Below are 20,168 nucleotides of genomic sequence, written 5' to 3'. Positions count from 1 at the left end.
GATTCAAAGGAGATCGACCATGAAGCTGTTCGGAAAACTGATGTGGACCGGCGCACTGTCGGCGATGGTGGCACTGAGCGCATCGGCGCTCGCCGATACGAAGCCCACGCTGAAGATCGGCTACGTCGAAGGCTGGGACGACAGCGTGGCGACGTCGAACGTCGCGGCGCGCGTGATCGAGAAGAAGCTCGGTTACCAGGTCCAGCTCGTACCGGTGGCGGCCGGGATCATGTGGCAAGGCGTGGCGCGCGGTGACCTCGACGCGACGCTGTCCGCGTGGCTGCCCGTCACGCACGGTTCGTACTGGGGGGAGTACAAGACCAAGGTCGTCGATCTCGGCGCGAACTTTCCCGACGCGAAGATCGGCCTGATCGTCCCCGACTACGTGAAGGCGAAGAGCATCGACGACCTGAATGCCGAAAAAGGCAGCTTCGGCGGCCGGATCGTCGGCATCGATGCGGGCGCGGGCGTGATGCGCAAGACCGACGAAGCGATCAAGAACTACGGCCTGAGCTATACGCTGATGCCGAGTTCGGGCAGTGCGATGACGGCCGAGCTGTCGCGCTCGGTCGGCGCGAACAAGCCGGTGATCGTGACCGGTTGGGCGCCGCACTGGATGTTCGCGAAGTGGAAGCTGCGCTTCCTCGAGGATCCGAAGAAGGTGTTCGGCGGCGCCGAGCACGTCGACAGCGTCGTGAATCCGGGGCTCGAAACCAAGGCCAAGCCGGTCGTCGCGTTCCTGAAAAAATTCCAGTGGAAGCCGGGCGAGATCGACAGCGTGATGCTCGCGATCCAGAACGGCTCGAAGCCGGAAGCGGCTGCCGATGCATGGATTGCAGCGCATGCGGACCGCGTGAATTCGTGGACGGAAGGCGCGCAGTAATTCGTCGCAAAAAAACATAAAAAAGACCTCCGGGAGTGATGCGCAGGATTCCGAATAAATTCGGTGTGACTGGCGTCATATCCCGGAATTGTTTTTCTGATTCTGCAGAAAAGTGCGTAAGTTGTTACACTAGCGCCCTTGTGCGGAGTCATCACAGGAGGAATTGGATGAGTCAGGCAGGACTGCGTGCGAATCGCACCAGTGATGTTGAGGCAACCATCTCACATGATTCGACGGGCCACACGCTGCATCGTGGCCTGACTTGGAAAGACGCTTTTTGGGTAACGAGCGGCGTGCCGGCAGGCGTGCTGTTCACGATCGGCGGCGTATGCGCGACGATCGGCCAGCCCGCGTGGGCGATCTGGATCGCCGCGATCACGATGGGGCTGGTTCAAAGCGCGACTTATGCGGAAATATCGGGGCTATTTCCCCATAAATCGGGCGGCGCGTCCGTATATGGCGCGATCGGCTGGGTCCGTTACAGCAAGCTGATTGCCCCGGTTTCCGTGTGGTGCAACTGGCTCGCGTGGTCGCCGATGCTCGCGCTCGGCTGCGGCCTCGCGGCGAGCTATGCGCTCACGAGTCTCTTTCCCGCCGACGCGGCGGTGCTGCACTGGCAGCTCAAGGTTGCGGATCTCGGGTTCATCAAGCCGGGTCTGTCCCTGCGGATCAATGCGACGTTCATCATCGCGACGATCCTGCTTCTCATCACGTTCAAGCTTCAACACAGCGGTGCATCGAAGGCGGCGCGCACGCAGCGCATTCTCGGCATCGCGTCGCTCACGCCGCTGTTGATCGTCGGCATCGTGCCGTTCGTCACGGGCGACGTGCCGATGTCGAACCTGCTCCCGCTGCTGCCGCTCGGTCACGACGCGCACGGCAATCTCACGACCGCGACGTTCGGCGCGTGGAACGGGCAGGGCGTCACGATGGCGCTCGGCGCGATGTTCATGGCCGGTTGGGCGTCGTACGGCTTCGAGACGGCCGTCTGCTACACGCGCGAATTCCGCGACCCGCGTCGCGATACCGCCAAGGCGATCTTCTGGTCGGGCGCACTGTGCCTCGTCGTGATGACGCTCGTGCCGATGGCGTTCCAGGGTGCGCTCGGCACGCAGGCGATGCTCGATCCGTCGATCGGCGACGGCACCGGCGTCGCGGCCGCGATGGCGAAGATCGTCGGCGGCGGCGCGTGGGTCGCGAACGCGGTCGTCGTGATGCTGATGCTGTCGATCCTGCTGATCGTGATGACGTCGATGATGGGCTCGTCGCGCACGCTGTACCAGGCATCGGTCGACGGCTGGCTGCCGAAGTACCTGTCGCACGTGAACGAGCACGGCTCGCCCACGCGCGCGATGTGGACCGATCTCGGCTTCAACCTCGTGTTGCTGATGATGTCGGACTACATGACGGTGCTGTCGATCTCGAATGTCTGCTACATGCTGTTCGTATTCCTGAATCTTCAGTCGGGCTGGATTCACCGGATGGACCGCGGCAACTGGGATCGCCCGTTCCGCTGCCCGACCTGGCTGCTCGTCGCCGGCTCGATCTGCGGCTACGCGAACCTCGTTTATGTCGGCGCGGGTGCGAACCTGCAAGGCGAAGGCACGCTGCGCAACGGGCTGATCGCGATGCTGCTGATCGTGCCGGTGTTTCTCTACCGCCACTACTGGCAGGATCGCGGCCGGTTCCCCGCGCAGATGCAGCGCGACATGGAACTCGAAGTGCCGAAGCGCGCGATGTGGCTCAACCTGATGCCGTATGCGGCGCTGGTCGGGGCAGGGTTGACGATCTGGTTGTCGTATTACTTTGCGTGGGTAAAGTGAGCGGCTGACGTTTCGATCGTCGGGACGACGCTGTATCGTCAACGAAGCCCGGTCGGCCGATGCCGCCGGGCTTTTGTCATTCGACGGCGGGCGTATCGCACGCGGCGGTCATGCGCCGCGCGTTTCGTCGAGCGCGGTCGTATCGTCGTCGAGCGTGCGCATGAAGCGCGTCGGCACCATGATGGTCGGATGCGGCGTCGTGTCCGGCGCATCGAGCAGCGCGAACGCTTCCGCGATCATTTTCTGCACGTCCTGACGCAGCATCGTCACGTCGAACGGCAGTCGTGCGGCGAACGGATCCCAGTCGAAGCAGCCGACGGCCGTGCGCTGCCAGATGTCCCACGGCAACCCCGACGCGAAGCGCACGAGCCCCTCGAACGCCGTGATCGAATTCATCAGCATGCCAGCCGGCAGCCGGCCGAGAGTCGCATAACGTCTCGCGAGCGCCTGTCGCGCCGCGTCGGGGCTATAGCCGCAGCATTCGATCGCGTGCGCGGCCGGCGGCTTCAATCGCCGCGCGTCGAATGCGTCGCGAAACCCGGCGATGCGCATCTCCGTCGCGTATTCGCCGTCGATCCCGCCGAGCAGAATCAGCTCGGCTAGCGACGCGCCGCGCGCGAGCATCTTGTCGATCAGTCGGTCGGTCAACGCGCGAGCCCCGCCGCGGTTGTCCGACACGATCGACGGCGCACCGGGGCCGGGCAGGTCCAGATTGATCGACGGCACGCCGGCCTTGTCGCACAGCGCGTTCAACGGTGCGGGGTCGCGCACGCCGGCGACGAACAGCCATTCGACCCGTTGCGCGAGCAACGTTTGCGTGACGCTCAGTTCGACGGCCGGATCGCGCTGCGTGCCGACGACGATCGGACACAGGCCGCGGCGACGCGCTTCGTCCTCGAACGTTTCGGCCAGTCCCGCGAAGAAGCGGTTGCGATAGTGCGGGATGATCATCCCCGCCAGCCCCGAGCGCGACAGCCGTAGCCCGCGCGCGCTCAGGTTCACGTTGTAGCCGAGCGCCTGCGCGCACGCGAGGATGCGGTTCGCCGTATCTTCCTTGATCCGGTAGCGCGCCCACGTGCCGTTCAGCACCATGCTGACGGTCGACGTAGACGAGCCGGTCGCTTTTGCGATGTCGTAAATCGTGGACTTGCGTCCGGTGGTGTTGCGGGCCATCTGCGTCGGTTCCCCTGGCGTCGTTCTTTTCTGTCACCCGACGGTATTCGCTTTACGTTGCGTCTCCCTATTCGGGTTTTCCCGTGCTTCTCAACCGAGCTAAATCCATTCAGCATAAGCGAAACGGTTTGCTGAATGGATTTAGCAACTGGCCGGACGTGCCTCCCGTCGATGGAGACGCGACGGTCGCCTTCCGATGGAGGAGACATGTCAGGAAACTTCGTGCGCACGCTGTGCGCGGGCTTGACCGCATTCGTTCTCGCGACGGGCGTTGCGATGGCATCGCCGGACAAGCCGGTGATCGGAATCGTCGTGAAGATCGGCGGCATTCCGTGGTTCAACGCGATGGACGCCGGCATCCGCAAACGGGCAGAGCAGCTCGGCGTGAAGGCGTTCATGGTCGGGCCGACGAGTGCCGATCCGGCGCTGCAGGTTCGCGCGATCGAGGATCTGATCGCGCAGCGCGTCGACGTGATCGGCGTCGTGCCGAACGACGCGAAGGTGCTCGAGCCGGTGCTGCAGCGCGCCCGCGCGGCCGGCATCAAGGTCGTCACGCACGAGTCGCCGAACCAGCAGAACGTCGACTGGAATTTCGAGCTCGCATCCGCGAAGGGCTTCGGCCAAGCGTATGCGAAAAGCCTCGCGAGCGCGGCGGGCGGCAAAGGCGACTATGCGGTGTTCGTCGGCTCGCTGACCGTGCCGTTGCACAACGCGTGGGCCGATGCGGCGATCGCGTACCTGAAGGCGAATGCGCCCGACATGAAGCTCGTCGGCGATCGCTACGGTGTCGCCGAGGATGTCGACGCATCGCGCAAGACTGCGCTCGATCTGATGCGCGCGCATCCGAACCTGAAGGCGATTCTCGCGTTCGGCAGCCAGGGGCCGATCGGCGCCGCGCGCGCAGTCGCGGAGCGGCAGGCGAAGGGCAAGGTCGTCGTGCTCGGCCCGTTCTCGCCGGGGCAGGGCCGCCGGCTCGTGCACGAAGGCGTGCTGACGGGCGGCTACATGTGGAATCCCGAGCAGGCGGGCGAAGTATTCGTGACGCTCGGCACGATGCTCGCGAAGGGACAGCCGGTGAAGGACGGCGCGACGATTCCCGGGCTCGGCGTCGTGCATCCCGAAGGACACAACCTGATCGTCAACCAGCTCGTCGAGCTCAACGAAAAGACGGTCGACACGCTCGCCAAGCAAGGGCTTTGACCTGTCGATACCGGCCGCACAGGAGCGTTGCGATGATGTCAGCCCATTCACCCGGTCGCGCCGCGTTCGCGCGATCGGCGTTGCCGCCGGCCGCGGATGCGGTGGACGCGCCGGCGTTGCTCGAACTCGAACGCGTGTCGAAGGTGTTCGGCGGCGTGCAGGCGTTGCAGAACGTGCGTTTCGACGTGCAGCGCGGCGAAGTGCTGTGCCTCGCGGGCGAAAACGGCTGCGGCAAGAGCACGCTGATCAAGATCGTCAACGGCGTGTATCGGCCCGAGCCCGGCGCGTCGATCCGCTTCGACGGCCGGCCTGTTGCGGAGCTGAACCCGGTGCGCGCGCGCGAACTCGGCATTCAGGTGATCTGGCAGGATCTCGCGCTGTTTCCGGAGATGACGGTCGCCGAGAACATCGCGTTCGAGCAGAACCTCGGCGCGCGGCCGCGGCTCGTCGATTACCGCCGGATGAGGGCGGCCGCGCGGCAGATTCTGGCGCGGCTCGGCGTGCCGCTCGACCTCGAGCTGCCGGTGCGCCGGCTGTCGATCGCGCAACGTCAGGTGGTGGCGATCGCACGCGCGCTCGTCGCCGATGCGCGGCTCGTGTTCATGGACGAGCCGACCGCGTCGCTGAGCCACGCGGAGACCGACGCGCTGCTTTCGATCGTGCGGCGCCTGTCGGCCGACGGCATCGCGGTCGTGTTCGTCAGCCATCGGCTCGCCGAGGTGCTCGACGTGTGCAGCCGCGTGACCGTGATGCGCGACGGCCGCTACGTCGGCACGTTTCCGACCGCCGGCATGACGCAGACGCGGCTCGCCGAGCTGATGACCGGGCGCACGTTCGACTACGCGGTGCGCACGACGGACCTGTCGGCCGCGCCGATCGTGTTGCGTGTCGACGGCCTGTCGCGGCGCGGCGAATACGACGGCGTGTCGCTGACCGTGAGGCGCGGCGAGATTCTGGGCATCACGGGCCGCCTCGGCGCGGGGCGTACCGAACTCGCGCTGTCGCTGTTCGGCATGTCGCGGCCGCACGCGGGCACGATCGAGCTCGACGGCAAGCGGCTCGCGTGCCGCTCCAATCGCGACGCGATTCGGGCGGGCATCGCGTACGTATCGGAAGACCGGCTGCAACTCGGCCTCGTGCAGCAGCAATCGATCGGCGACAACACGGTGATCACGGTGCTCGACGAACTGCTCGGCGCCGCGCGGCTGATTTCGCCGCGCCGGCGCGATGCGCTGATTCTCGACTGGATCGACCGGCTCGCAATCAAGATCGGCCGGCCCGGCGACGCTGTGTCGACGCTGTCCGGCGGCAACCAGCAGCGCGTCGTGCTCGCCAAATGGCTCGCGACGCGGCCGAAGCTGCTGATTCTCGATGCGCCGACGGTCGGCGTCGACGTCGGCGCGCGGGCCGGCATCTTCGCGATCATTCGCGAGCTGGCCGCGGCCGGCATGGCAATCATCCTGATCTCGGACGAGATTCCGGAAGTCTATTTCAACGCCGACCGGGTCCTGCACATGCGCGACGGCCGCATCGTTGCCGACTATGTGCCGGGCCGCACTTCCATCGATCAGATCGAGCGAGACGTCCATGCGTAACCTGCACACAATCGGAATCGGCTCGATCGAGGCGCTGCTGCTCGTCGTCATTGCGGCGATGGCGATCGGCCTCGGCCTGTCGACGTCGACGTTCCTCACGTTGCCGAATCTGTTCGACCTGTTGAACCAGAGCTCCGTGAACCTGATCTTCGCGGCCGGACTGCTGGTCGTGCTGGTGGCGGGCGGCATCGACATTTCGTTCGCGGTCGGCGCGTCGGTGGTGCAGTATCTGACCGCGCTCGCGATGCTGCGGCTCGGCGGCGGCAACTGGGCGCTGGGCGTCGCCGCGGCAGCCGGCTTCGGATTCCTGCTCGGCGCCGTGAACGCGACGATCATCCATCGGTTTCGCGTCGTTTCGATCGTCGCGACGATCGCGACGTTCAACGTGTTCTTCGGCGGACTGATGTTCGCGACGGGCGGCGTGTCGATCTACGACCTGCCGGACTGGTGGATGAACCGGATTTCGCTGGTGCACGTCGACACGCCGAGCGGCGCCGCCGATCTCGCGCTGCCGGTCGCGGCGATGGTCGTCGCGGTCGGCGCGACCTGGTTCCTGCTGCGACGCACGACGCTCGGCCGTCAGCTCTTCGCGGCCGGCGACAACGCGGAGGCCGCACGGCGCGTCGGCATCGATCTGGGCGCGATCCACTACGTCGCATACGGCTGGCTCGGGATGATGGCCGGCATCGCCGGCCTGATGCAGGCGCACTACGTGCAGGAAGTGGTGCCCAACGCGCTGTACGGCCGCGAACTGGACGTGCTGGCCGCCGTCGTGCTCGGCGGCGCGCGACTCGGTGGCGGCCGCGGCACGGTGCTCGGCGCGATCCTCGGGATCGTGCTCGTGTCGATCGCCGCGAATGGCCTGAACCTGCTCGGCGTGTCGCCGTATGCGTTCAAGATGATCGTCGGCGCCGTGATCCTGATCGCGATCACGCTGTCGAGCGATCGTGTCGCGCGACTCATCGGTTCGCGCTTTCCATCGTCGAATGCGAGGGCGCAATCATGAGGATGCGTTTTCCCCGGCCCGCTGCGGCGCCGCTGATTCCGGCGGACGTCGCCGGCCTGCTCGGTTTTCTCGCGCTCGTCGTCGCCGCGATGAGCGTCGCGTCGGACCAGTTCCTGAAGGGCGGCACGTTCGTGTCGATCGCGTTCCAGCTTCCCGAGCTGGGACTCTTCACGCTGGCGATGCTGATGCCGCTGATCTCCGGCGGCTTCAACCTCGCGGTGACGTTCACGGCCAACATCGCCGGGCTTGCGATGGCATGGGTGATCCAGTCGCACGGCGGCGCGGACGCCGGCGTCGGCACGATCGCGCTCGGCATGCTCGCCGCGCTCGCGACAGGCGCGGCGGCCGGCTGGCTGATGGGCGCGGTCATCGCGCATACGGGCGCGAGTCCGATTCTCGTGTCGCTGTCGGCGATGATCTTTCTGCGCGGGCTCGGCGAATTCCTGACGCGCGGCGGCGACATCTCCGGATTCCCGCCGCTCGTGCGCGCGATGGGCAACGGCCTGTGGCTCGGCGTGCCGGTGCCGCTGTGGATCTTCGCGGGCTGCGCGCTCGGCTTGCATGTGCTGATGACGTATTCGCGGCTCGGCTTCGTGACGCGGATGATCGGCTCGAACGTCGACGCAACGCGCTATGCGGGGATCGCGACCGCGCGCGCGATCACGCGCGTCTACATGCTGTCCGGGCTGATGTGCGGCGTCGCGGGCATCGTGATGCTGTCGCGGTTCAATTCGGTGCGGGTCGGGCACGGCGAAGCGTTCCTGCTGATTTCCGTACTCGCGTGCTTCCTCGGGCGCGTCGATCCGTTCGGCGGGTTCGGCCGCGTCGTGCCGGTCGTGATCGCGCTGGTGATCCTGCAGGTGATCGCGTCCGGGCTCAACCTGCTCGGCGCGAGCCAGCACCTTGCCACCGCGCTGTGGGGCGCGTTCCTGCTTGCCGTGATGCTCGCCCGCTGGGCATGGGCGCACGGTGTTGACCCTTCCGTTCGCCGACTACGCGCGGGGTTCCGCGCTCGGCGGCCCGGCACACCTTCGACGAAAGGAGAATGAATGAACAAGCTTGGCGTACATGCACTGGTCTGGGAGGCCGGCTGGAGCCGCGACGAATGCGCGCGCGCAATCGCGAGCACGGCGGAAACCGGGTTCGACTTCATCGAGGTGCCGGCGCTCGATCCGGCGTCGATCGACACCGAATTCACGCGGCGCGAACTCGAGCGGCACGGCCTCGGTGTCACGTTTTCGCTCGGGCTCGATGCGCAGACGGACATTTCGAGCGGCGACCCGACGCGCGCGGCGCGCGGCAAGGCGAAGCTGGACGACGTGCTGCGCGTCGCGCGCGACTGCGGCGCCACGCACGTGTGCGGGATCCTGTATTCCGCATTCCAGAAGAACGCGGTGCCGACGACGCGCACCGGCGTCGCGATGGCCGCGGACATCCTCGGGCAGGTCGCGGACACGGCCGCGCAATACGGAATCACGCTCGGGCTGGAGGTCGTGAACCGCTACGAGTCCAACGTGCTCAATACCGCGTCGCAGGGCGTCGAGCTGTGCGATCGCATCGGCCGGCCGAACGTCAAGGTGCATCTCGACACCTATCACATGAACATCGAGGAGTCGGACATCATGTCGGCGATCCGCGATACCGGCGAACACCTCGGCTATTTCCACATCGGCGATTCGCATCGCGGCTATCTCGGCTCGGGCAACGTCGACTTCACGGCCGTGTTCCGCGCGCTGGTGTTCAGCGGCTATACGGGGCCGATCACGTTCGAGAGCTTTTCGTCGCGCGTCGTCGGCCAGCCGCTCGAAGGCATTCTCGCGATCTGGCGCAATCTGTGGGAAGACAGCCGCGATCTCGCATCGCATGCGCTGGCGTACACGCGCGTGCAGCTGAAGTCCGCGCAGGAGGCGTTGAAGCAGGCCGAACGGAGCCGTTTGCCGTGAGCGGCGCGATCGCCGGCGAGCAGCTGATCGATTTCACCGCGTTGGCCGATCATCTGCGCCGGACGCAGCGCGCGACGCGACGCGTCGTGGCGATTGCGGGGCCGCCGGGCGCCGGCAAGAGCACGTTCGCGGAGCGACTGCGCGCCGATCTTGACGCGCGCGCGCCGTGCTCGGCGGCCGTGCTCGCGATGGACGGCTTCCATTTCGACGATCGCGTGCTGATTGCGCGCGGCCACCGCGCGCGCAAGGGGGCGCCGCATACGTTCGACGTCGACGGCCTCGCGGTGCTGCTCGGCCGGCTGCGCGCGGACGATGGCCGTGATATCGCGGTGCCGGTATTCGACCGCGATCTGGAAATCGCGCGGGCCGGCGCCGCGATCGTGCCGGCGTCGACACGGCTCGTGCTTGTCGAAGGCAACTACCTGCTGCTCGACGCGCCGCCGTGGCGCGCGCTGCGCCCGCTGTTCGACGTGACGGTGATGCTCGACTTGCCGCGGTCCGTACTCGCCGAGCGGCTGGCCCGCCGGTGGCAGCGGTATGGGATGGATGCGGCCGCGGTGCGTGCGAAGCTCGACGGCAACGATCTCGTCAACGTCGACACGGTGCTGTCGCACAGCGTGCCGGCCGACTTCCGCGTTCGCAACGACTGACGGGAGCCGTGCGTCGGCCGCGCACGGCGACCCGTGAACCGCCTGCGCGCGCTCCTTCTACGAAATCTACGAAAACACCACCGTCCGGTCGCCGTTCAGGAACACCCTGCGCTCGATGAACGCCTTCACCGCACGCGCGAGCGTGATGCATTCGACGTCGCGCCCCACCGCGAGCAGTTGCTCGGGACGCAGCGCGTGATCGACGCGCTCGACGACCTGCTCGATGATCGGGCCTTCGTCGAGATCGTCGGTGACGAAGTGCGCGGTCGCGCCGATCAGCTTCACGCCGCGCGCATGCGCCTGGTGATATGGCTTCGCGCCCTTGAAGCCGGGCAGGAACGAATGATGGATGTTGATCGCGCGGTTCGCGAGCTTCGCGCTCGTCTCCTGCGACAGCACCTGCATGTAGCGCGCGAGGATCACGAGTTCGGCGCCGCTCGACTCGAAGAAGTCGAGCCATTGCGCTTCCTGCTGCGCCTTCGTATCGGCCGTGATCGGGAAGTGGCGGAACGGCAGCCCGTGCTGTGCGGCCAGCGGCTCGAAGTCGGGATGGTTCGACACGATGCCGACGATGTCCATCTTCAGCTCACCCATCCGCCAGCGGAACAACAGATCCGCGAGGCAGTGCTCGAGCTTCGACACCATGATCAGCACCTTCGGCCGTGCATTCACGTCGTGAATCGCCCATTGCAGGTCGCTGCCGAGGTCGGCCGCGATCGGCCCGAATTCCTGGCGCAGCGCATCGATCTGCAGCGTTTCATCGGTCGGATGAAACACGCAGCGCACGAAGAAATGGTTGCTGAGATCGTCGTCGAACACGTTCAGCGCATCGACGTAGCAGCGATGGCGCTCGAGAAAGCCGACGACGGCGGCGACCTGGCCGGCCGCGCTCGGGCACGACAGCGTCAGGACGAATTGATCGGGACGTTGGACGTCGCTCATGGGGCTCCTCTGGTCTCGGTAGGCGGTTCGCGGCCGCGAAGCGCGATGCGCTAGTAAATCAGGCCAGATTGCGAGCGGATAGAACCAACCCGCCGTGTGGCTGGTATCGGCACGCCAGCGGGCGGGCGATGTGGAGATCGGGGAAGCGCAGCCGTGCTGGTTTTACACGCCAGCGCCCGCGCCCGCGCCCGCGCACGCGCACGCGCACGCGTCGAGCAGCCAGCGCCGGAACACGTGGGTCGCGTCCGGCTCGGGCCGCTGCGGCGGCCGTACGAGGAAGTAGCCGCGCGACGTGACGACCGGCGCGTCGACGAGCTTCACGAGCTGCCCGGACGCGACGAGTTCGTCGACGAGCGGCGCCCAGCCGAGCGCAACGCCTTCGCCGAGCAGCGCCGCATGGATCACGAGCGCATAGCTGTTGAAGGTCACGCCGCGCGCGGCGGCAGCCGTGTCGAGGCCGTGCGCGTCGAACCAGCCGGACCACGACAGCCAGCGCTCGGGGCGCGTCGGCTGCACGTGCAGCAGCGGCAACGCGAGCAGGTGGTCGGCCCGGGCGACGTGCGGGTGCGCGTCGCGGAACGCGGGCGAGCACACGGGCGTGACCGATTCCGGAAAGAGCCGCGCGGCCGTGCACGACGGCCAGTGGCCGTCGCCGAACAGGATCGCGATGTCGCCGTGGTCGCGCTGCGCGTCGTAATCCTGTGACGTGACGACCCGCACGTCGACGTCGGGCATCACGCGCTTCAGCCCGGCCAGGCGCGGCATCAGCCAGTAGGTGGCGAAGCCGAAGTCGGTGACGATCGTGAGCGCGCCGTGCTCGCGGCGCGCCCGCAGTGTCGCGGTGGCGCCGCGCAGCGTGTCGAGGCTCAGCCGCACCGCTTCGTACAGGCACTCGCCGTCGGCCGTCAGCGTGACGCCGCGCGGGCTGCGCTCGAACAGCGGCACGCCCAGTTCGGCCTCGAGCTGGAACACCTGCTGACTGACGGCCGGCTGGGTGGAGCCGAGCTCGCGCGCGGCAGCCGTGAAGCTCGCGAGCCGGGCCGCCGATTCGAACGCGCGCAGCGCCTGCATCGACGGTAACGGTTCGGATTTCGACATAAGTCCCTCTAATGGCCCCATAAGGGCCGGACGCCTTCCCGCGCGAATTCGGGCGGGCGATAGTGCATCGGACGGCACGGCGCCGCGCCGGCCCTTCCGCGATTCTAGCCAGTCGCGACGGGCATGCGCGGGACTTTCTTCAGGCCGCGTCCGCGATGCCGGCTGCGCTGCCGCTCGAACGGTGCGCGACTCCAATCGAACACCGTTTTCTCCACGACTGCCGATGACGAACCCGACACCCAACATCCTGATCCTGATGGCCGACCAGCTCACGCCGTTCGCGCTGCCGGCCTACGGCAATCGCGTCGCGCGCACGCCGACGCTGGACCGTCTTGCCGCGCAAGGCGTGGTGTTCGACGCCGCCTACTGCGCGAGCCCGCTGTGCGCGCCGTCGCGTTTTTCGCTGCTGACCGGCAAGCTGCCGTCGGGGATCGGCGCCTACGATAACGCCGCCGAATTGCCGGCGCAAACGCTGACGTTCGCGCATTACCTGCGCGCGGGCGGCTACCGGACGATGCTGTCCGGCAAGATGCATTTCTGCGGGCCCGACCAGTTGCACGGCTTCGAGGAGCGGCTCACGACCGACATCTATCCGGCCGATTTCGGCTGGGTGCCCGACTGGGACAGCCCGGCGGAGCGGCCGAGCTGGTATCACAACATGAGTTCGGTGCTCGACGCGGGCCCGTGCGTGCGCACCAACCAGCTCGATTTCGACGACGAGGTCACGTTCGCCGCGAAGCAGAAGCTGTACGACGTCGCGCGCGAGCGGGCGGCCGGGCACGATGCGCGGCCGTTCTGCATGGTCGTGTCGCTGACCCATCCGCACGATCCGTATGCGATCACGCGCGAATACTGGGATCTCTATCGCGACGACGAGATCGACCTGCCGGCCGTGCGCCTCGACGCGGCGGAAAGCGACCCGCATTCGCAGCGGTTGCGCTTCGTCTGCGAGAACGACCGGACGCCCCCCACCGACGAACAGATCCGCGCCGCACGTCGCGCGTACTACGGCGCCACCTCGTACGTCGACACGCAGTTCGGCAGCGTGCTGACCGCGCTCGAACAGTGCGGATTCGCCGACGACACGATCGTGATCGTCACGTCCGACCATGGCGACATGCTCGGCGAACGCGGGCTCTGGTACAAGATGACGTTCTTCGAGGGCGGCTGCCGCGTGCCGCTGATCGTGCATGCGCCGGGCCGCTTCGGCGCCGCGCGCGTGCGCGGGCCGGTGTCGCACGTCGACCTGCTGCCCACGCTCGTCGACCTCGCCGGCGCCGCCCCCGCCGGCGGCTGGCCGGACCCCGTCGACGGTGCAAGCCTCGTGCCGCACCTGAACGGCACGCCGGCGCACGACGTTGCGCTCGGCGAATACCTCGCGGAAGGTGCGGTCGCGCCGGTCGTGATGATCCGCAGCGGCGACTGGAAGTACGTGCATTGCCCGGCCGATCCCGACCAGCTCTATCACCTTGGCGACGACCCGCGCGAGCTGACGAACCTCGCCGGCACGCTGGAAGCCGCGGACGTGCTCGCCGCGTTCCGTGCGCAAGCCGCGCAGCGCTGGAACCTGCCCGAACTGGACCGGCAGGTGCGCGCGAGCCAGCGGCGCCGGCGCTTCCATTACGCGGCGACGACGCAGGGCCGCATCCACGCGTGGGACTGGCAGCCGTTCACCGACGCGAGCCAGCGCTACATGCGCAATCACATCGAACTCGACACGCTCGAGGCGATGGCGCGCTTTCCGCGCGTCGGGCGCTGAGCGCCCCGCATCGCGATCACTGAAGAACGACGGAGGAAGCGGACGATGGAACGGCAATGCAATGCAGCAATCCGGATCGGCGCGGCGCTCGCCGCGGCCGCCTGCGTGATGACGACGCAGGCCGCGCACGCGGCCGACCCGCAGACATGCGGCGACGTGAAGATGGCGGCGCCCGGCTGGACCGACATCGATGCGACGAACGCGATGGCGGGCGTCGTGCTGAAGGCGCTCGGTTATCGGCAGGACGTGGCGAACCTGTCGGTGCCGATCACGTACCAGGGGCTCAAGAAAGGGCAGGTCGACGTGTTCCTCGGCAACTGGATGCCCGCGCAGGCGCCGCTCGTGAAGCCGTTCGTCGACGAGAAGTCGATCGACGTGCTGCACGCGAACCTGAGCGGCGCGAAGTTCACGCTCGCGGTGCCCGACTACGTGGCCGCCGCCGGCGTGCATACGTTCGCCGATCTCGCGCGCCATGCGGACCGCTTCGGCGGCAAGATCTACGGGATCGAGCCCGGCGCGCCCGCGAACCAGAACATCAAGCGGCTGCTGTCCAACCATGTGCTCGGATCCGCGAACTGGTCGCTCGTCGAATCGAGCGAGACGGGCATGCTCACGCAGGTCGAGCGCGCGGTGCGCGACAAGCGCTGGATCGTGTTCCTCGCGTGGGAGCCGCACCTGATGAACACGAAGTTCCACCTGACCTACCTGTCGGGCGGCGATGCGTATTTCGGCCCGAACTACGGCGGCGCGACGGTCAATACGGTCACGCGTGCCGGGTTCGCCGGCCAGTGCGCGAACCTGGCGCGGCTGTTCCGGCAGATGACGTTCTCCGTCGACGTCGAGAACCGGATGATCGCCGACATGCTGAACAACAAGACCCCGGCGCCGCTTGCTGCCCAGCATGCATTGAAGGCCGAGCCGTCGCTCGTCGCGGGCTGGCTGGACGGCGTGACGACGGCAGCCGGCGCACCGGGCCTGCCGGCCGTGCGCGCGGCGCTGGAGGGCCGCTGACGGGCCGCTGACGGGCCGCGCGGCGCGGCCGTCGGCCATCCGTGTTTTCCCGGCCGGTCGTAACCAGACCATTTGGTGTCGCCTTCAGACGGGTGACGCGAAATATGGGTTTGTATTTTTCGCCAATGGCTGCGTTATTGCGGAAAACGAAATGGCGGGGCCATCAGACGTACTGAATGCAAATCAGGCGGCGCTCGACGCCGCCAACGAGGTCTGGGGTTCTTTCCATCGAACGGTTCAGGGAGGGTGGTCGACAATGAAGCATACGAAAGTTGCCGTAGCCGCCGCGCTTGCATGCGCGGCGGCCTGCGCACCGGCAGTGAGCCATGCGCAGAGCAGTGTGACGCTGTACGGGATTCTCGACGCGGGCATCACGTACGTGAACAACACGGGCGGCTCGCACGTGGTCAAGTTCGACGACGGCGTCGCGTACGGAAACCGTTTCGGCCTGAAGGGCACGGAAGACCTCGGCGGCGGCCTGAAGGCCGTGTTCACCCTCGAGAGCGGCTTCCACCTCGGCAACGGGCAGCTCGGCTTCGGCGGCGCCGAATTCGGCCGGCAGGCGTATGTCGGCCTGCAGAACGACTGGGGCACGCTGTCGTTCGGCAACCAGCTCGACATCACGAACGAACTCGTGTCGATCTACAACATCTCCGCGTGGGGCAGCGGTTATGCGATCCACCAGGGCGACTTCGACCGCTTCAACGGCGACCGCCTGCCGAATTCGGTGAAGTTCCTGTCGAACGACCTCAGCGGCTTCAAGTTCGGCGCGATGTACTCGTTCGGCAACGTCGCCGGCAACTTCCACCGCAACAGCGCGTGGAGTGCGGGCGCGAGCTTCACGAAGGGCGACTTCTCGATCGGCGCGGCTTATACGCGCCTGAACAACCCGAACGGCATCTATGCGTTCGACCCGTACGCGATGATCGGCACGCATACGTTCCTCGGCCAGCAGACCGTCACCGTCGATCCGGCGACCGGCGCGCGCACCGACCTGTTCGCGAACACGCCGATGGATGTCGACAGCCAGGGCACGTTCGGCATCGGCACGAGCTACACGATCGGCAAGCTGACGCTCGACGGCAACTTCTCGTACACGACGATCAAGGGCTTCGGCCAGTCGTCGCACATGCAGGTCTACGAAGGCGGCGGCTCGTACCAGTTCACGCCGGCGCTGAGCCTGATCGCCGGCTACCAGCACACGCGCTTCGAAGGCCATCACTGGAACCAGGGCACGGCGGGCCTGCACTACATGCTGTCGAAGCGCACCGACGTGTACATCTCGGGCGATTACCTGCGCGCGTCGCAAGGCGTGGACGCGGTGATCGGCTACAGCTTCACGCCGTCGACGACGCAGACGCAGGCCGACGTGCGGATCGGGATGCGGCATTCGTTCTGAGCGACGCAAGCGCCGCGGCATCCAGTCTTCAGCGAGGTCTCTCTTTGGCGCGAACTCCGGTTCGCGCATTTTTTTGCTCGAGAGCGGCGCGCCGCGTCAGAACTTGCGCGCCAGCGCGCGCGCCGCTTCCGCCGCGGCGCGCCGACCTGTTCGGCCGTCGTCGCCGAGCAGCGTCTTCTCGACCACGATGCCCTGCACGTCGGTCACGCCGACGAACTTCAGCCACATCTCGACATAAGGCCGCTGCAGATCGTATTCGCGCGCCGGCGTGAACGATCCCGGCGACGCGTAATCGAGCCCGCGCGCATAGACGACCGCCGCCTTCCTGCCGGCGAGCTTGCCGGCGAACCCCGTGCCGTCGAACGTGAACAGCACGTCCTTCTGCGAAATGACGTCGATCAGGTGCTTGAGCTTGTACGGGATGCCGAAATTCCACAGCGGGATGCCGAATAGCAGCTTGTCGGCCGCATGAAACGGCGCGGCGAGCGCCTCGATGCGCGCCCAGGCCGACGCCTGGGCCGGCGTCAGCGCGGCGCCCGAGAGCCCCGCGTACTTGGCCGCCAGCGCGTCGCCGTCGAATTCCGGCAACGCGAGATCCCAGACGTCGAGCGTGTCGACGCTATCCGCCGGGTGGGCTGCGCGGTACGCGTCGAGAAAGGCGCGGCAGATGTCGATGGATGCGGAATCGCGCTTGCGCGGCGAGCATTCGATATAGAGCAGTCGAGCCATGTCGGTCATTCCTGTGCAAGGGGGAGAGGAGGGCGCGAGCCGATGCTCGCGAAGACAGCGACAAGGCTAGCGGGTCGACGTATCATCCGGAAACGATATTAATTGTTCTGACTTACCCGTTTTGGTGATGAATGAATGCGCCACTTGACACCGCACTGCTCCACACCTTCGTCACGGTCGCGGACGCGCGCAGCTTTACCGGCGCGGGGCGCCGGCTGCATCTGAGCCAGTCCGCCGTCAGCGCGCAGGTCGCGCGGCTCGAGGAGCAGGCCGGATGCATGCTGCTGATGCGCAATACCCGCACCGTGTCGCTGACCGACCAGGGCATGCTGCTGCTCGGCTATGCGCGCGCGATGCTCAATCTCAGCGCCGAGGCCAGGGCTTGTCTCGGCGGCGCGGGCGCACCGGGGCGGCTGCGCGTCGGCGCGTCGGACGAGTTTGCGTGCGGCTGGCTGCCTGACATCCTGCGCCGCTTCGGCGCGCGTCATCGCGGGCTGGCGCTCGAGCTCGCCGTCGACGTGCCGGGCAATCTGGTTCAGGCGTTCGACGCGGGACGCTTCGATCTGGTGGTCGGCAGCCGTTGCGAACGCGGCGAGCGGGGCATCCGCCTCGGCGCCGAGCCGCTCGTGTGGGCGTTCGCGCGCCACGAGCCGTTGCCGGACGGCGCGCTGCCGCTCGCGTGCATTCCCGAGCCATGTCCGTTCCGCGAGGCGGCGCTCACGGCGCTCGCACGCGCCGAGGTCGCGTCACGCATCGCGTGCGTCAGCCCGAGCATGGCCGGCGTGAAGGCGGCGGCGCGGGCCGGGTTCGCGGTGACGCCGCTGCCGCGCAGCGCGATCGACGACGGGTTGCGGGAGCTGACGGCGGCGGACGGCCTGCCGCCGCTCCCGAGCGTCGAATACGTGCTGATGCACGATACCGGCGGCGCGCTCGTGCGCGAGCTCGCGCAGACGATCCGCGACGAGTTCGAGATGCGGCCGCTCGGCAGCGCGGTTGCCGCGCATGCGCGCGGGGCGGCTTGAGCGAAGCGCGCGCTCAACGCGCCGGCGCATCCGGTTCTCCGCCCGCCTCGTCCAACAGCCATTGCCGGAACGCCACCAGCTTCGGCAAGTGCAGCTCGCTGCTGCGACATGACACGAAGTGCGTTTCGCGCTCGAACTGGACGAAGGACGGCCCGCCGATTTCGACGAGGTCGCCCCGCGCGAGCTCGCGCTCGGCGAAGCGGACGCTTTCGAGCACGAGCCCCATCCCGTCGACCGCCGCGGCAACCGCAAGCGCGGCGCGGTCGAACGAAGGCCGCGGCCGATCGGGCATCGGCATGTCGTTTGCGTTGAACCAGTCACGCCACGTCACGGCGCTCAACGTCGTGTCGATAAGCGTCGCCTGATCGAGCAGTTGTCGGACGTCACTCGCTTCGTGAAGCAGGCGCGGCGCGCACATCGGCACGTGACGCTCGCGCCCGAGCGACACCGTGTGGATTCCCGGCCGGTTGGGCGCGCTTCCATATGAAATCGCGACGTCGACATCCTGGACTCGTGTGAGATCGAGCGGCTCAGGGCCGGTCGACAGTCGAATGGTGATGCGCGGATGGAGTTGAGCGAACGCCGGCAGCCTCGGGCCCAGCCACTTCACGGCGAAGCTGGGCGCGCAATGCACGGCGAGCACCTGTGACGCCGGCGCCAGCGACACTTCGGCGCAAGCCGATTCGATCACGCTGAACACGCGGCCCAGCGTGTCGACGAGGCGCAGCGCTTCCGGCGTCGGCTCGATTCGGCGATTGCGCCGGATGAACAACGCGCGGCCGAAGTATTGCTCCAGCTCCTTGACCTGATGGCTGATTGCGGACGGGGTCAGGTGCAGTTCCTGCGCGGCGAGCGCGAAGCTGTGCAGCCGGGCGGCTGCTTCGAAGGCCCGCAACAGCACGAAATTAGGCAGTCTGCGCAAGCCGGCACCCCAAACAGGTGAATGTGATTCATGTTTTCATGAACAACGATCGATTGTCAACGCGCGATCCTGACACGACCATCATGTCTCGTTCAAACGGTAATCGCTTCGAGAAACGAACATGTCTGACGTAATCGATCATCCCCTCAAAACCATCGACCTGAAGGGTCGCGTGTCGATCTACCAGCCCGAGCAGGAAGGTCTGATCTTTCCGCAGTTGCCTGCCTTTTCCACGCATGCCGAGCATCGCCGCCATCTGCAGGAGCGCCTGGTCGGCGCGTGCAGGGCATTCGCGCTGCAGGGTTTCGATTACGGTTTCGCAGGACACCTGACGGTGCGCGATCCGGAGCATCCGGAGCTGTACTGGACCAACCCGATGGCCGTGCATTTCTCGCAGGTCAGGCTGTCGAACCTGATCCTCGCCGATCATGAAGGCCGCGTGGTCGAAGGTCGCCATGCGATCAATCGCGCGGGATTCGTGCTGCACGCGGCCGTGCACGACGCGCATCCCGACATCGTCGCGATGTGCCATGCGCATACCGTGTACGGCACGGCGTTCGCGGCGCTCGCCAAGCCGCTTGCGCCGATCAGCCAGGACGCGGCGGCGTTCTTCGAGGATCACGTCGTGATCGGCGACGAAGCCGGCCAGGTCGCGGTCGAGGTGAGGACCGGGCACAAGGTTGCGCGTGCGTTCAAGGGCGTCAAGGCGGCGATTCACCAGAACCATGGGCTGCTGACGGCCAGCCGGCACAGCATCGAAGCGGCCGCGTTCTGGTTCATCGCGCTGGAGCGCTGCTGCCGGCAGCAATTGCTGATCGAGGCAACCGGCATCAAGCCGCGGCTCGTGCCGGAAGACCGCGCGCGCTACAGCCGCGAGCACGTCGGCAGCGAATACATCGGCTGGCTGCACTTCCAGGCGATCTGGGACCAGCTCGTCAATACGCAGCCCGACATGTTCGACTGACGCCGACGGCTGCCCGCCTGAGCGGCACGGCCGAAGTGCGCGTGCCGAC

The 20,168-nt window shown here is 67.0% G+C and carries 18 protein-coding genes; 13 read left to right on the top strand and 5 right to left on the bottom strand.

All coding sequences use genetic code 11. The features are described 5' to 3' along the window. Positions 1 to 19 precede the first annotated feature (19 nt). Both WT26_RS32015 and WT26_RS32010 read left to right on the top strand, forming a co-directional pair. Positions 20 to 883, top strand: coding sequence for a glycine betaine ABC transporter substrate-binding protein (locus WT26_RS32015; RefSeq protein WP_059525214.1), 864 nt, complete (start codon positions 20 to 22; stop codon positions 881 to 883). A 167-nt stretch (positions 884 to 1,050) separates the two neighbouring features. After that, positions 1,051 to 2,706, top strand: coding sequence for an APC family permease (locus WT26_RS32010; protein ID WP_059525216.1), 1,656 nt, complete (start codon positions 1,051 to 1,053; stop codon positions 2,704 to 2,706). A gap of 108 nt (positions 2,707 to 2,814) precedes the next feature. On the opposite strand, the gene WT26_RS32005 is transcribed toward WT26_RS32010, so the two are convergent. Further along, positions 2,815 to 3,879, bottom strand: coding sequence for a LacI family DNA-binding transcriptional regulator (locus WT26_RS32005; RefSeq protein WP_069271601.1), 1,065 nt, complete (start codon positions 3,877 to 3,879; stop codon positions 2,815 to 2,817). A 207-nt stretch (positions 3,880 to 4,086) separates the two neighbouring features. Between WT26_RS32005 and WT26_RS32000 the strand changes: the two genes are divergently transcribed. Genes WT26_RS32000 through WT26_RS31975 form a run of 6 tightly spaced genes read left to right on the top strand, consistent with a single transcriptional unit; the run spans position 4,087 to position 10,273 of the window. Further along, the gene (locus tag WT26_RS32000) at positions 4,087 to 5,079 is read left to right on the top strand and encodes a substrate-binding domain-containing protein (protein WP_069271600.1); all 993 of its coding nucleotides are present in this window, start codon (positions 4,087 to 4,089) and stop codon (positions 5,077 to 5,079) included. 32 nt (positions 5,080 to 5,111) lie between these two features. Next, positions 5,112 to 6,674, top strand: coding sequence for a sugar ABC transporter ATP-binding protein (locus tag WT26_RS31995; RefSeq protein WP_069271599.1), 1,563 nt, complete (start codon positions 5,112 to 5,114; stop codon positions 6,672 to 6,674). Then, positions 6,667 to 7,680, top strand: coding sequence for an ABC transporter permease (locus tag WT26_RS31990; protein WP_069271598.1), 1,014 nt, complete (start codon positions 6,667 to 6,669; stop codon positions 7,678 to 7,680). Before WT26_RS31995 ends, WT26_RS31990 begins: the two co-directional genes overlap by 8 nt. Beyond that, entirely contained in the window at positions 7,677 to 8,729 is a 1,053-nt protein-coding gene (locus WT26_RS31985; RefSeq protein ID WP_069271597.1) for an ABC transporter permease, read from the top strand. Before WT26_RS31990 ends, WT26_RS31985 begins: the two co-directional genes overlap by 4 nt. Further along, complete coding sequence (locus WT26_RS31980) at positions 8,730 to 9,623, top strand: sugar phosphate isomerase/epimerase family protein (protein ID WP_059534896.1); 894 nt, start codon at positions 8,730 to 8,732, stop codon at positions 9,621 to 9,623. Further along, complete coding sequence (locus tag WT26_RS31975; RefSeq protein WP_059589007.1) at positions 9,620 to 10,273, top strand: nucleoside/nucleotide kinase family protein; 654 nt, start codon at positions 9,620 to 9,622, stop codon at positions 10,271 to 10,273. The genes WT26_RS31980 and WT26_RS31975 overlap by 4 nt, the downstream gene beginning before the upstream one ends. A gap of 66 nt (positions 10,274 to 10,339) precedes the next feature. Here WT26_RS31975 and purU read toward each other — a convergent pair whose 3' ends face one another. Both purU and WT26_RS31965 read right to left on the bottom strand, forming a co-directional pair. Then, entirely contained in the window at positions 10,340 to 11,215 is an 876-nt protein-coding gene (gene purU / locus WT26_RS31970) for a formyltetrahydrofolate deformylase (RefSeq protein WP_069274816.1), read from the bottom strand. 162 nt (positions 11,216 to 11,377) lie between these two features. Beyond that, entirely contained in the window at positions 11,378 to 12,313 is a 936-nt protein-coding gene (locus WT26_RS31965; protein ID WP_069274815.1) for a choline sulfate utilization transcriptional regulator, read from the bottom strand. Between the two features lie 223 nt (positions 12,314 to 12,536). Between WT26_RS31965 and betC the strand changes: the two genes are divergently transcribed. From betC to WT26_RS31950, 3 genes are all read left to right on the top strand, one after another. Next, a complete protein-coding gene (gene betC / locus WT26_RS31960; protein ID WP_069274814.1) occupies positions 12,537 to 14,072 on the top strand; it encodes a choline-sulfatase in 1,536 nt (511 codons plus the stop codon). 45 nt (positions 14,073 to 14,117) lie between these two features. Further along, positions 14,118 to 15,083 (top strand): choline ABC transporter substrate-binding protein, encoded by a 966-nt coding sequence (gene choX, locus WT26_RS31955; protein ID WP_069274813.1) that lies wholly within the window; start codon positions 14,118 to 14,120, stop codon positions 15,081 to 15,083. Between the two features lie 256 nt (positions 15,084 to 15,339). Next, a complete protein-coding gene (locus WT26_RS31950; RefSeq protein ID WP_069274812.1) occupies positions 15,340 to 16,482 on the top strand; it encodes a porin in 1,143 nt (380 codons plus the stop codon). 96 nt (positions 16,483 to 16,578) lie between these two features. On the opposite strand, the gene WT26_RS31945 is transcribed toward WT26_RS31950, so the two are convergent. Then, the gene (locus WT26_RS31945) at positions 16,579 to 17,211 is read right to left on the bottom strand and encodes an FMN-dependent NADH-azoreductase (protein WP_069271914.1); all 633 of its coding nucleotides are present in this window, start codon (positions 17,209 to 17,211) and stop codon (positions 16,579 to 16,581) included. 131 nt (positions 17,212 to 17,342) lie between these two features. Between WT26_RS31945 and WT26_RS31940 the strand changes: the two genes are divergently transcribed. Then, positions 17,343 to 18,233, top strand: a complete 891-nt coding sequence (locus WT26_RS31940) for a LysR substrate-binding domain-containing protein (RefSeq protein WP_069271594.1) — start codon at positions 17,343 to 17,345, stop codon at positions 18,231 to 18,233. 13 nt (positions 18,234 to 18,246) lie between these two features. Here WT26_RS31940 and WT26_RS31935 read toward each other — a convergent pair whose 3' ends face one another. Beyond that, positions 18,247 to 19,155, bottom strand: a complete 909-nt coding sequence (locus tag WT26_RS31935) for a LysR substrate-binding domain-containing protein (RefSeq protein ID WP_042588467.1) — start codon at positions 19,153 to 19,155, stop codon at positions 18,247 to 18,249. Positions 19,156 to 19,276: 121 nt separating this feature from the next. Here WT26_RS31935 and WT26_RS31930 point away from each other — a divergent pair, with 121 nt between their 5' ends. Further along, complete coding sequence (locus WT26_RS31930; RefSeq protein WP_042588466.1) at positions 19,277 to 20,119, top strand: class II aldolase/adducin family protein; 843 nt, start codon at positions 19,277 to 19,279, stop codon at positions 20,117 to 20,119. Positions 20,120 to 20,168 lie beyond the last annotated feature (49 nt).

The sequence above is a fragment of the Burkholderia cepacia genome (genome assembly GCF_001718835.1).
GTDB lineage: Bacteria > Pseudomonadota > Gammaproteobacteria > Burkholderiales > Burkholderiaceae > Burkholderia > Burkholderia cepacia_F.
Note: the sequence above shows the minus strand (reverse complement) of the source record. Positions and strands in the feature narration are given on the sequence as shown.